The organism is Metabacillus rhizosphaerae (assembly GCF_037201795.1).
GTDB classification, from domain to species: Bacteria; Bacillota; Bacilli; order Bacillales; family Bacillaceae; genus Metabacillus; species Metabacillus rhizosphaerae.
On record NZ_CP147403.1, the window covers coordinates 4,818,898 to 4,831,685 of the forward strand.

The 12,788-nt window shown below is 37.4% G+C and carries 14 protein-coding genes; 4 read left to right on the forward strand and 10 right to left on the reverse strand.

Annotation, left to right across the window (positions count from 1 at the left end):
• Nucleotides 1-68 precede the first annotated feature (68 nt).
• From gucD to WCV66_RS23245, 4 genes are all read right to left on the reverse strand, one after another.
• Nucleotides 69-1,535 (reverse strand): alpha-ketoglutaric semialdehyde dehydrogenase GucD, encoded by a 1,467-nt coding sequence (gene gucD / locus WCV66_RS23230; RefSeq protein WP_338787023.1) that lies wholly within the window; start codon nucleotides 1,533-1,535, stop codon nucleotides 69-71.
• A 40-nt stretch (nucleotides 1,536-1,575) separates the two neighbouring features.
• Nucleotides 1,576-2,529: a U32 family peptidase gene (locus tag WCV66_RS23235; RefSeq protein WP_338787024.1), complete on the reverse strand. Its 954-nt coding sequence runs from the start codon at nucleotides 2,527-2,529 to the stop codon at nucleotides 1,576-1,578.
• Nucleotides 2,530-2,739: 210 nt separating this feature from the next.
• Nucleotides 2,740-3,417, reverse strand: coding sequence for a FadR/GntR family transcriptional regulator (locus WCV66_RS23240; protein ID WP_338787025.1), 678 nt, complete (start codon nucleotides 3,415-3,417; stop codon nucleotides 2,740-2,742).
• 293 nt (nucleotides 3,418-3,710) lie between these two features.
• Nucleotides 3,711-4,043, reverse strand: a complete 333-nt coding sequence (locus WCV66_RS23245) for a DUF1904 family protein (RefSeq protein ID WP_066325113.1) — start codon at nucleotides 4,041-4,043, stop codon at nucleotides 3,711-3,713.
• A 339-nt stretch (nucleotides 4,044-4,382) separates the two neighbouring features.
• Here WCV66_RS23245 and WCV66_RS23250 point away from each other — a divergent pair, with 339 nt between their 5' ends.
• The 3 genes from WCV66_RS23250 (at nucleotide 4,383) to WCV66_RS23260 (ending at nucleotide 5,943) form a co-directional block, all read left to right on the forward strand.
• Nucleotides 4,383-4,568: a hypothetical protein gene (locus tag WCV66_RS23250; protein ID WP_066325110.1), complete on the forward strand. Its 186-nt coding sequence runs from the start codon at nucleotides 4,383-4,385 to the stop codon at nucleotides 4,566-4,568.
• 210 nt (nucleotides 4,569-4,778) lie between these two features.
• A complete protein-coding gene (locus tag WCV66_RS23255) occupies nucleotides 4,779-4,958 on the forward strand; it encodes a hypothetical protein (RefSeq protein WP_066325107.1) in 180 nt (59 codons plus the stop codon).
• A 154-nt stretch (nucleotides 4,959-5,112) separates the two neighbouring features.
• On the forward strand, nucleotides 5,113-5,943 hold the full coding sequence (locus WCV66_RS23260) for an AraC family transcriptional regulator (RefSeq protein WP_338787026.1): 831 nt from the start codon (nucleotides 5,113-5,115) through the stop codon (nucleotides 5,941-5,943).
• A gap of 24 nt (nucleotides 5,944-5,967) precedes the next feature.
• On the opposite strand, the gene WCV66_RS23265 is transcribed toward WCV66_RS23260, so the two are convergent.
• From WCV66_RS23265 to WCV66_RS23275, 3 genes are all read right to left on the reverse strand, one after another.
• Nucleotides 5,968-7,383 (reverse strand): HEAT repeat domain-containing protein, encoded by a 1,416-nt coding sequence (locus WCV66_RS23265; RefSeq protein ID WP_338787027.1) that lies wholly within the window; start codon nucleotides 7,381-7,383, stop codon nucleotides 5,968-5,970.
• Nucleotides 7,384-7,625: 242 nt separating this feature from the next.
• Nucleotides 7,626-8,567: an aldo/keto reductase gene (locus tag WCV66_RS23270; protein WP_338787029.1), complete on the reverse strand. Its 942-nt coding sequence runs from the start codon at nucleotides 8,565-8,567 to the stop codon at nucleotides 7,626-7,628.
• Nucleotides 8,568-8,585: 18 nt separating this feature from the next.
• Nucleotides 8,586-9,581 (reverse strand): Gfo/Idh/MocA family protein, encoded by a 996-nt coding sequence (locus tag WCV66_RS23275; protein ID WP_066325095.1) that lies wholly within the window; start codon nucleotides 9,579-9,581, stop codon nucleotides 8,586-8,588.
• Between the two features lie 124 nt (nucleotides 9,582-9,705).
• Between WCV66_RS23275 and WCV66_RS23280 the strand changes: the two genes are divergently transcribed.
• Complete coding sequence (locus WCV66_RS23280; RefSeq protein ID WP_338787030.1) at nucleotides 9,706-10,554, forward strand: AraC family transcriptional regulator; 849 nt, start codon at nucleotides 9,706-9,708, stop codon at nucleotides 10,552-10,554.
• Between the two features lie 136 nt (nucleotides 10,555-10,690).
• On the opposite strand, the gene WCV66_RS23285 is transcribed toward WCV66_RS23280, so the two are convergent.
• From WCV66_RS23285 to WCV66_RS23295, 3 genes are all read right to left on the reverse strand, one after another.
• Nucleotides 10,691-11,536: an aldo/keto reductase gene (locus tag WCV66_RS23285; protein WP_066325091.1), complete on the reverse strand. Its 846-nt coding sequence runs from the start codon at nucleotides 11,534-11,536 to the stop codon at nucleotides 10,691-10,693.
• A gap of 97 nt (nucleotides 11,537-11,633) precedes the next feature.
• Nucleotides 11,634-12,104 (reverse strand): Cys-tRNA(Pro) deacylase, encoded by a 471-nt coding sequence (gene ybaK / locus WCV66_RS23290; protein WP_338787031.1) that lies wholly within the window; start codon nucleotides 12,102-12,104, stop codon nucleotides 11,634-11,636.
• Nucleotides 12,105-12,161: 57 nt separating this feature from the next.
• Nucleotides 12,162-12,674: a methylated-DNA--[protein]-cysteine S-methyltransferase gene (locus WCV66_RS23295; protein ID WP_338787032.1), complete on the reverse strand. Its 513-nt coding sequence runs from the start codon at nucleotides 12,672-12,674 to the stop codon at nucleotides 12,162-12,164.
• Between the last annotated feature and the right edge of the window lie 114 nt (nucleotides 12,675-12,788).

Genomic DNA, 12,788 nt, shown 5'->3' on the forward strand with positions numbered 1-12,788 from the left:
ATGCAGTTTGGGGACTGTCCCCCATCAATGCGTAGGGACTGTCCCCAATCAACCGATCAATAATCAAATCACCCTTTTACAAACACTGTTTTAATAGAAGTAAAAAACTCGATTGCTGCTTGGCCTTGTTCACGTGAGTGGGAGCTGGATTGTTTCATTCCACCGAATGGTGCTTGTAATTCAACTCCTGCAGATTCTGCATTTATTCGAACGAGACCTGCCTCAATATCATTGATAAATGAAAGCATGTTTCCGATATTAGTAGTAAAGATAGACGCACTTAGGCCAAATTGAACATCGTTTGCAACTTGTAGAGCTTCTTCAATCGAATCAACTTTGATTAAAGCTAGTACAGGACCAAAGATCTCCTCTTGTGCAATAGTCATGTTTGGTGTGACATCTTCAAAGAGTGTTGGCTCAACGTAAAAGCCATCTTCAAATTCAGGACCTTCTAGTTTCTTTGCACCATAAAGGACAGTAGCGCCTTCATTTATCCCTTTTTCGATGTAAGAAAGAACTGTGTTTTGCTGGCTTTCACTTGCACATGGTCCCATCCAGATTCCCTCATGTAATCCGTCTCCAACTGTTATCTCACTAACTTTTGCTACTAATTTTTCTTTAAATTCATTATAGATTTCCTTCTGTACAATGACGCGGCTAGTTGCCGTACATTTTTGTCCTGTTGAGCGTAGACCACCGCTAATTGTAGCCTCTACTGCCAGATCTAGATCAGCATCAACTGTTACAATTACTGGATTTTTCCCGCCCATTTCAAGCTGATATTTTGCACCGCGTGCTAATGCTGCTTGACCAACTCGTTTACCGACACTGTCAGAACCTGTAAATGTGATACCATTTATATCTGGATGATCACTTATTCCTTGCCCAATGACAGTACCTTTTCCAGTCACCATATTCACAACACCGTTTGGCAAGCCTGCTTCATCAAAGCATTCAATTATTTTAGCGGCAGTAACCGCTGTCTCTTGCGCTGGTTTAAATACGACTGAGTTTCCATAGACAAGAGCAGGTGCCATTTTCCAAATTGGAATGGCTACCGGGAAATTCCAAGGTGTAATCACACCAACTACACCAAGTGGTACACGGCTGGTGAACATTAATGCTTCACTATCTGTTGATGGAATTACATCGCCAACTTTACGCATTCCCTCACCAGCGTAATAGCGGAGAATGGCCACTCCACGAGCTGTTTCACCTTTTGCTTCCGGGAATGTTTTACCCATTTCCTTTGTCATCGTTTCTGCGATTTCGTCAATACGAGCTTCAATCGCATTAGCAATTTTAAAGAGAAACTCACCTCTTGCAGGTGCAGATAGCTTTCTCCAACTAACTTGTGCCTGTTTAGCTACTGCTACAGCTTTATCTAAATCCTCTTTATCAGATGTTTGCACATATCCGACAATTTCGTTCTTATATGCAGGATTAATGCTCGCACATACTTGCTCTGTTGTTGACGGCACCCAACTTCCATTAATGTAATTCAAATATGTTTTCACGTCTGCTAATGTTGTCATTTTAATCACCTTCCGTATTTTTTATTAATTTACTAATTTATTAACCTCTAAATATAGCATTTCCACTAACAGCAGGAATTCCTAGTCCTTCTGCACCTGGTTTGGACATGATCGCATCTGGACAATAGCGCTCAATGATTTGCATTCCTAGTTGTGCTCTACGTACTCTTTCTTTACATAAAGCAATATTTGTTGAATCGAGATGAGTTCCAGATGGATACACATCAGGATGATTTCGCATTCCAAATTTTATATAAACAGGTGCTAAGACTCGGATAAATTCTGGAATTTCATAATGACGAATAAATCCGCCAAAATTATCTGGAACTTCAACATAAAGATCAATTGGTATATCAATTGCTTGTCTGATTGCCGCTAATTTTGGAAGAGTAAGAGCAGTAGGCACGTTATATGTATCAGCTCCTAAATCCTGCATTAATTTAATCGAAACAGGGTTTGAGGCCATCATTTGTACGGAAACTTTCACAACAAAGTTTTGCGGAAGGATACCTTGCTTTTTCATTTCCTTTGTTAATATCAATAATCCCTCATCTGCTACTAAAGCTCCGCGTAAACCTAACTCTGCTCCACGTTTTAAATCTTCCATTGCATATACGAGCTGATCAGCACCTTCATGACGTAGGGCCACAACCTTCCCTGCACTTGTTAATGGCTGTGCACTAATATCCCAAGTGCCTCGTGGTCCAACAAACAAACTTAATTCCATTTGTTTCTGTGCACTCATCTCACACATCTCTTTAATTTCATCATCTGTTAAGAGCATGATGCCACTTCCTTGTGACACGCGATGTACTGTTAATTTTAAGCGTTCAATTTCCTCAAGAGTTGCCTCAAGTGCTCTTGGTCCCTCCACACTAGGAATTTCGACTCGATATTGTGCACCATCAGGAAAACGCTTTGTTGATGTTGGCAAATCGTATAAATCACCGGATGCAAAACCTAATGATGCAAGAAAGTCTTTTGACGCCTTCATTTTGCTACACTCCTTTTATGAATTCTCTTATAAAAAAGATTTTAATAGATTCCACTAGTGGTGGAATCGCTTACATTTATTTAGTAAAGAAAATTCTTTTTATAGTTTAAACACCATTCTATTAATGAGAGATGTTATGTACTTTTGTAATGTAAAAACAAGGTCAGGCCTTTATTACGATTGACCTGTCCCGATTCAAGTTTATTATCTTTAGACAGATGGTTTTCCGCCAAAGTTAATATCGGAAATTGTATCATTTAGATGTGATTTCATGAGTAATTTTGCACGATCTGGGTCGCGATCACGTATAGCTTGCGCAATCATTAAGTGGTATTGTGCTGCTTTTTCAATTGCACCTGGAATTAGATTTGTATATTTACGAGATTCTAGTAGTTGAGGTTCTAGTGATCTGAACATGTCAAAAAGGAAGTCACTGTGTGCTGCTTTTGCAATTAAAAAGTGGAAATAAACATCTTCGTCTGCAAAACTTTCAAAACGTTCGATATGTTTTGCGATTTTTTCAGCAGAATGACAAATCTCTTCAATTTCTTGGATAAATGCTCTTTGTGCTGCAAAATATGCAAATTCTGTTTCTAAAAGTAGCCTTGCTTCAAATAGTTTAAAGAGGGATTCTGTACTTATTTTTTCTTGAGCTTTTTCAGAATAGATCATATCTTTCCGAACAAAAATTCCACGACCATGTTCAATGGAAATGATTTTTTTATCTTCTAATATTCGTAAGACCTCACGTAAAGTAGATGTACTTACGTTCAGTTCCTCTGTAAGTTTTACAAGAGTGGGTAACCGTTGTCCTGGTCTCCATATGCCGTTCTTTATTCTTTCCAATACAAGTTCCAATGTCTCATCGAAAACTTTTCTCTTTTCCAACGATCATCCCCTCTATTCATCATATCAATATGTATCTTTTCACCATAATGATATGATCTATTTTCATAGATGTCAATATTATTCGTTGTTATTTTTTGACTTTAATGAGTTTTAGAAAGAACAACTGCCTTTTCAAGGGCTTAAACTTGAAAATCTTTTTACCCTTAAACATCCTGTTCATCATTGTGTCTCTTCTTGAATTAAACTCCTAATGCTCATTAATGAAAAGACCCAACAACAAACAACAATAACGATGGGCCATTTCATGAGTCAAGTGCTTCTTGTCAGTCCATTTATTCTGCACAGTGCTTACCATTAATATAGTACGCTTCTTCAGAATATGCAGTAAAGACAACCTCTACTTCAGGTAACCCTAATTCGAGAAGATAGTTTGTTACTGCTTGGGCAAATAGATTACGGATCTGTTGTCCACGCTCAAACCACTTCACTTCAATAAGCGGGAATGCTTCGGTTTCTTCACCATTAAATACAAACACAGAGCTTGGTAGCTCGAATGTGAAATTATCTGTCCCACATTCACAAATGTCTGCAAGTTCTTCTAGTAGTGGTTTACTTATGTTTTTTAATTGTTGAATGTTTATTCCGCGAAATACGATATGTGGCAAGGTAATTTCCTCCTTTGTATTTTCCATTATCATAACATGATTTAGCTAGGCATCCATATAACCGATTATCTATTTAATAGCATACGAAAAATAGAAGCATGTCACCTGTTCGACCTTATTATCAATTGATTTTTATTTTTTGACATTCGTCATACTTTATTCTATTGTTTAGAGAGTTTATTGGCCTTACCCAATTGAAGTATAGAAATTTACAATAGACTAATATAATATGTAGTTAGAATGATAAGCTAAATTTCAAGACGTAATTATTAATCGGTTATTATTAGTAGGAACAAACATATATCTTATATCAAACATCTTTTTCTTGGGGGGAATACCATGAATATAGCCATTATATTAGTCATTATTATCGGTTTATTAGCTCTTGTTGGAACTGTCTTTTTAGGTGGTAAAGGTGATCATAACTACGACAATGCGACAAAAGGAAACATCTCTCGCCTTTCTTGGATTTATATTATTCTTGGAATTGCTGTTGTTATTGCATTCGCAGTTTATCTTTTTTAATCAATGACAAAGGTTCTTCTTATGTTTATAAGGAGAACTTTTTTAGTAGATCGAAATGTAGTTTTCTCACTCACTTATCTTGTTAAAAGCATTATGAAAACACTTTCACACTATGTACACAATTATTTAAAAAAACGCTTTCACAAATTGATAGATTTATTTTATAATAGGATTAACAAAACATAATTAAACATCTAAGGAGAAATCATCATGAAACAGTTTGTCTTTTTAATAGATACAGGTAATGAAACAAGAGAACATAAAATAGCAGCATCAGGTATGACGGATGCGGTGAATCGTATTAAGGATATAAAGAATCATTTAAAGAAAGACAGTAATTCAACCTTAAAAATTAAATTTAAAGGTGTTATTTATGAAAACGCTTTCTGACATATTTTTCAGTTAGGATATCCTTTTTCTAATCAAGCAACTTAGTATATACCCAACAATGATGTTCTAAACGATAACGAGGATGGCTCAAACGAAATGAGTCGTCCTCTTTTTCTATTCAACAAAGGATAATCGAAAGCGAGGGATAGATAATATGGAAACTCATAAAGGAAGGCTTTTGGGGAAGTATCTTGCGAATGTGCAGTTGGACGTTTCAATTGCGGCTTATACGAAAGTCCCTATCACTTGGAATGAAGATCGATACACTACTGATTTCAATAAGTTCTATTACATAATGGAAGGTGAGGGATTTGTCAAAGTGAATGATGAAACGTACTATCCTAAACCTGGTGAACTTTATCTCCTCCCTTCAAGTTCTGTACAATCATATGGAACAATCAGCAAAAATACATTCGGTAAATATTGGTGTCATTTCACTGCTAAGATCGGGGATTTTGATTTATTTCAACTGATGAAAACACCGGTATTTAGTAAACTAGATGATTTTGAACTGAAGGAAAAATTCGAGCAACTCATTTCCAATTGGCAAAGTGACAAGTTATCAAGCCATTTCCGGGTTCATTCAATATTATTGGAAATTATTGCGTTGTTTATTGAAAGAAGTGAACACATTCAATTAAAAGTGGATACATCTCCTTCTTTTAATAAAATGGATATCATCCTTACATATATAGAAGAACATTTGGATGGAAATTTATCAGTAGAAGATTTAGCATTAATAGCTAATTTCCATCCAAATTATTTCATTTCAGTTTTCAAACAATTCACTGGCTATTCTCCCATACAGTACATGAATCGAAGACGTATTGAGAAAGCCAAAGAGTTATTAGTTATCAGTGAGCTTACTGTTTCTAACATTTCAGACTCGCTTGGAATGGAAATATCCTATTTTTCTCGATTGTTTAAGGAACTAACTGGATTCTCGCCAACTTCTTTTCGAAATTTGGAGAAAAACTTTAGATAAACCTCTAGCAAACACCTAAACTGATCAAGGATAAAACGTATTCGCAGGTGTGGTAGTCGGACACCATCTTGAATTAAATAAAAATGTGATCAGAGCTTTGTTTGCTTGTTCTGTTCCTATATATCGAAGTGCTTCTGCCGCATGTGCACGGACATATCTATTTTCATCCTGTAATGCGACTTCCAATTGAGGTACTGCTGAATCAGCAGGAGCACCGATTCGAGCTAATGAAAGCCCAGCCATAAAGCGAGTTTGGGCGTCTGGGTCTTGTAAACATTTTGTTAACCCAGCGACAATTTCGTTAGCTGGAGTAGCAATCATACCAAGTGCTTCAGTAACAGATCTGCGTATAATGACAGAAGGGTGCTCTACTAATTGAGTTAAAGCAGGAACAGCTTCTGCAGCCAAATGTCTATGTTCACTTAGGGCAAAAATAGCACGTATCACCGTGGACGTACGGCTACTATTCAATGCAATAATTAAACCTGGTATCGCATCTTTTCCTGCAATTGATAACCCATATGCTGCAAGTCGAGAAACATTAGCTTTTTCGTGATGCAGTGCTGATAAAAGGTTTTGCACGCCATACTTCCCACAGCATGCAAGTTCATATGCTGCATTCAGTGCTACCGGCTCATAGTCATCCTCTAAAGCATTAAGCTTATTTTCAATAAAATTCGAATCGTTCGTTGCTTTCTCTGACATGCTGCCAATTTTACCAGTTAACCAATTCCATGTTTCTTCCCACATCACCTCATGCTGTGCAAATAAAGGGCTTGTTGATTCGGGAAGCTTCCACTCACTTTCTGCATTGTTCCAGCTTGGCTTTGTCGGAGCTTGAGTACGCATAAATTCAAACTTCAGCATAAAGCGAGGATTTCCTAGTGTATTTGGTGTTGCACGATGCCAAATATCATAATGAATTAAGGCAAACGTTCCTGCTTCACCACACGCTTTTACCTCTTGGTCCAATTCGTCAGCATCAAATACACGCGAATCATAATTCTGCGTACCAGGCAGAATTCCCGTTGGCCCTAATTCCGCTGGTGTATCCTGTGGAAAATACATGATCATCGCCCACCATGGATGGTGATTTCTCATGCGATTATATCCCCAATAGCTATCTTTATGCCATTCACCAGCTACTTCAGAAGCATTATAATGTCCATGTCGATGTGCATGTAGCATGTAATCAGGCCCAAGTACACTTGTTAGTGCACCAGTAATTACTGGGTGTTCAAATACTCTTTGAAGCTCAGTTACTCTAGGTAATAAATTATTTCCAGGATTACCTTCTTCTTCGTAAACATTCAATAATTGATCATTTAACTTTTCATGAAACCCCTTAGAAAAATCGGTTTTTAAAATTAGAAATCCTTCTGTAATAAACTTTCTCATCTGTTCATCTGTTAATAAAAGTGGTTTACTTTGTTTTTCCATCCCCAATTTGCCTCCTCTATTCGTTAGTTGAAGCTTCATGATTATTATAAAAGAGGTAAATTTGTAAAAACATAGACGAAACTCATTTAGATTTGTACAAAACTAAGGTGTTTTCGCCTTAATAATTTTTTAAAGAAGTAAACCTATATAGGTCACACAATTACTAGGTTTACCTATAAAAAAAGAATCAGGTGCTACCCCTAATAGAGGAAAACACCAGATTCTTTTTAGTAGTAAACTACCTAACGTACACTTTTTTCAACGTGTTCTAACCAGTTCAATTCTTCTGGCGTCAAGACTATATTGGATCCTTCATCACAAGATAGTAATTCTTCTTCGTTTTGAGCACCAATGAGGGCACAAGTTGGAAACGGTTGATTAAGCACATAAGCAAGAGCGATTTGAATTGTGCTAACACCCTTTTCTTTTGCTAATTGTTCAGCACGGCGAAGTCGTTCCCAGTTTTCATCACTGTAGAAAACACGGACAAGATCTTCATTGCTACGGTCCTCTGGCGTAAATCGGCCTGTAAAGAAACCTCTTGCTTGAGAAGACCAGGAGAGAATTGGGAGCTGATGTTCTTCATGCCATGCACAATCAGATGCATCAGCAGAAACACAGCCAGCCCAGAATGGTTCTTTTGCCTTCGCTAAGCTAAGATTTGGACTACTGAAGGTAAAGCCAATTAATCCGTTTGCAGCAGCATATTCATTTGCTTCTTGTAATCGTTGTACAGTCCAGTTTGATCCACCTATTGCATTGATACGTCCCGCTTTGATATGTTCATTTAACGCATCGATAATAACGCTAACTGGTACTGAAGGATCATCACGATGTAGTGCATATAAATCGATATAATCGGTTCCAAGGCGTTCTAGGCTTTCAAATAAATCTTTAGAAATTGCCTCAGGATTTACACGAGGACCGTTTTGATCATGATGTGCACCTTTTGTAAGGATTACGACATCTTCGCGATTATTGCGATCTTTCATCCATTGACCGATTGCAACTTCACTTTCACCACCACAGTAAATATGTGCAGTGTCGATAGTGTTTCCACCTATCGCAAAATACCGATCTAATACACTACAAACCTTATCATAAACACTTGGTCTAAAATAGTCTGAACCTTGAATTAAGGTTGTTACTGGCTTTGCTAAGCCTGGAATCATAATCGTCTTCATAATGTATACCTCCTGAAATTATATTTCTACACGACGGCGTTCTTTCGCCGATGTTAAACAAGCATCAAGAACCTTCATATTATGGATCGCATCTGTTGCTGGAAAAGGAAGCGGCTCACCAGTTCGAATACTTCTTCCCAATGCATCCGCTTGTAAAGCATATTGATTCAAACGTGGGACTTCTACTTCTCTACGTCCGTCATTCGTAACCACATAAATATTGTCTGTTTCGTCCTGATTAACAACAAATGCTGAAGGAACTTCAATACGGCCTTCTGTGCCAAGAATCTCAAGATTATTTCTAAACGCAGCCCACATTCCACAATCAAAGGTTAGTGCCACACCTTTATCAAACTCAAGTATTCCCGATGCCATCATGTCTACATTGTCATGCTCTTCAGAAAATAAAGCATGGACAGTAGCAGCTTGTGGTTCTTGATCCAACAGCATTCGCGCTGCACTTATTGGGTAAACACCAACATCATATAATGAACCACCGCCCCATTCTTGCTTATAACGAACATTCGCCATGTCTTTCGCATTGTTAAAGGTAAAGTTTCCATGGATGCCACGCAGCTCACCGATTTCACCCGATTTGATAATGTCCTGAATCATTGTGTAACGAGGGTGATAACGATACATAAATGCTTCAGCAAATACAACGCCTGCTTTCTCACAAGCTTCAACCATTTCCTCCGCTTCACTTGCATTGATTGCTAAAGGTTTTTCACATAATACATGTTTTCCTGCTTCTGCTGCACGAATCGCCCATTCTTTATGTAAGTGGTTTGGTAGCGGAATGTAAACGCCATCAATATTTGGATCAGCTAGTAACTCCTCATAACTCCCATAAGCAGTTGGAATATTCAATTCTTCTGCAGTTTGCTTTGCTTTGTCTAGGCCACGACTTGCAATTGCAGAGACTACCCCTGTTTCAGATTGTTGAATACCAGGTATAACAGCTCTTTTTGCGATACCTGCACATCCAATAATTCCCCAACGAATCTTCTCCATTCCGTTCCTCTCCTTTTTGTTAACTTAATACTATATTGTCATTATATAAGACTCGTATTAAAATAAAAATAGAATCTTATTGCTCTATATATAAAAGAATATTGCTGTGAAAGAGTGATAACTAATGCTTAGACAATACTTATTACCAACACTAAATGACCATGAATATATGGTCCTTCCCGAATCAATTGGATGGTATAGGGACGCACCTGAACATGAGGTAGATCGAAAAGTAGGCACACTAAATAATTTTAGTATTCATTTTGTTTTATCAGGATCTGGATTTGTTGAGATCGAAGGAAAGCAATTTTCGTTGAAACGTGGAGACGCCTTTTTATATTTTCCGATGCAGGAACAGCGGTATTATAGCAGCAAAAATGATCCTTGGGATATTCGTTGGGTTCATTTTTACGGGAGTATCCTAAATCAATTTTTATCTGAAAGAGGTTTTCATCGGTATTCACTTTGGAATGTTCAACATATTCGACCATTAGTGGAAGCCCACGAGCAACTTCTCATCGAAGCAGAAAAGAATAGTTTTTTACATTTGTCTCGATTATCAACTCTAACTTACACGTTTTTGATGGAGTTCATTACAAGTACAGTGCCCAGAACTTCTGATAGAAGACTAGAGTTAGATGATCGCATTCACCCTCTACTGCCATTAATGCAGAGAAAAGCATGTGAACCATTTGAATTGGATTACTGGGCGGAACAAGCTGGTGTGAGCACCTATTATTTTTGCCGATTATTCAAACGCGCTACACAAATGACACCAATGGCATTTATTACGTTATGCCGACTTCAGATGAGTAAGCAATGGTTGTTAGACAATAAAGAGATGACGATAAAGGAAATTGCTTTAAAGGCTGGCTATCCGAGTATTAGTTATTTTAATAAACGATTTTTAGAACAGGAAGGTAAGACCCCTACAGAGTATCGTCAGCTGTTTCATCATAAAACAATCGAGTAAGGCGCTAAGTTTGTATATTTTAAAAATCCTAATCTCTCACTATCTTACGTGAGAGATTAGGATTTATTAATTCTAAGATACGTTTCCGATTGTTGAAGAGCTTTCTCTTTAAGAAACTTTAATAAAATCTAACAACCTAAAATTCTTCATATATAGCAGGGTCTTGATTGTTAATTCTGCCGTCATGTCGAGTTAACTGTGAAATAAGGCTCATTTCTGCTTCATCTAGGGAAAAGTCAAAAATTGATATATTTTCAAGTTGTCTAGTAGGAGATGAAGATTTAGGAATGACAATGGCCCCTAGTTGATAATGCCATCGCAAAATAACCTGTGATATAGACTTGTTATGGTCGTTGGCAATTTGTTGAAGAGTACTATTTTGTAAGACTTCCTTAGCTCGAGCTAACGGACTCCAGGATTGTGTCTTAATATTATTCTGTTCATGCCATTTTCTTTGCTCTGCTTGATTAAAAAATGGATGTAATTCGATTTGGTTTAAACTCGGCTTAACGCCTGTTTCCTTTTCTAAACGCTCAATATGTTCAGGCAAAAAATTACAAACACCAATCGAACGAATAAGGCCCTGCTTTTTAGCGTCAATTAATGCATGCCAAGCTTCCACATAATGATCTTGTATAGGGTTAGGCCAATGAATGAGATATAAATCATAATAATCTAGATTTGCACGATATAAGGATTCTTGGATGGTAGTAACAGCTTTTTCATACTGCTGGTAGCGTCCAGGTAATTTGGATGTAACTCTTAATTCTTCTCTCGGAACCGAACTACGTCTAACAGCTTCACCTACAGTGCCTTCGTTTTCATAATTATAGGCTGAATCAATTAGTCGATATCCTTTATCATCAATAGCACTTTGGATAGCATTCGCACCTTGATTCCCCTTAAGTGAATATGTACCCAAACCGATAACCGGCAAAGTAACACCATCATTAAGCGTTATTTCTGGAACTAACTTGTCCACAACCAACCACTCCTTTCAATAATATTTTAAGATTATCATAATTCTGGATGGATTACATAGTTTTGGAACTTTTGGGAGTAGTTTAAACAGATAGGTCTCATTTTGTTAATTCTAGAAACTTCGCTGCAACACATTTTGCAAGCAACTGAGGCTCAATTTCGATCTGCATACCTATCTTACCGGCACTTACAACGATCTTTTTTAAACCGTTGGCATGACGATCGATAAACGTTGGATAGTTCTTTTTCATACCTATAGGAGAACAACCTCCACGAATATATCCCGTCCATTTTTGAAGCTCTTTTACTGGCAGCATTTCTAGCTTTTTTTCACCTGCTGCTTTTGCGGCTTTTTTTAGATCAAGCTCCTCAGCTACAGGAATGACAAAGACATACAAACTTTTTTCTCGGTAAGCAACTAAGGTTTTAAAGACCACTTCCTGTGATCTGTTTATTTTCTCAGCAACAGCAATTCCATTTATCATTCCATCGCCTACATCATAGGTCAAAATGTCATAAACTATTTTTTGCTTATCTAGCATTCTCATTGCGTTTGTTTTATTGCTCATAAATTATCATCCTCTTCAGCTTTTGAAATTTCATAGGACAATTAACTTTACATAACGTTACCGCTCCAACTCAAGGAGCTTTGTCTTCATTTCCAATCCACCACGATAGCCGGTAAGCTTTCCATTTTTTCCAACAACACGATGACAAGGGATTGAAATTAACACTGGATTCGCTCCAATTGCCGCTCCGACTGCACGTACTGCAGCTGGTTTATTGATTGTATTTGCTATATCTGAATAGACAATAGTTGCCCCATATGGAATCTCACAAAGTGCCTTCCATACGGCCATTTGAAATTCTGTCCCATGGTAATCAAATGGTACAGTAAAGCTTTTCCGTTCCCCTTCAAAATACTCAATTAGTTCATTCACATAAGGCTTAAGCCTTTCATGATCTTGAGTAAGCCGTCTTCCTGGAAAATGCTTCTCAGCCCATACTATTAATTCATCGACTGGCATATTCTGCGACCCTACGTAGCAAAGTCCTTTCGATGTGGCGGCTAGATAAATCTTCCAATCTTTATGATGAAGCAATGTCCAATAAATTGTTGGCTTATTTTCTGTATTCACTTTTTTAGTCCCTCCTATTTCAATAACTAGCAATATTGGATTGGTGTTTATCCGTTAATATAAATTGCTTAACCGAATCTTTTATGTGGTGAAGATCATCCGCACACAATTCTC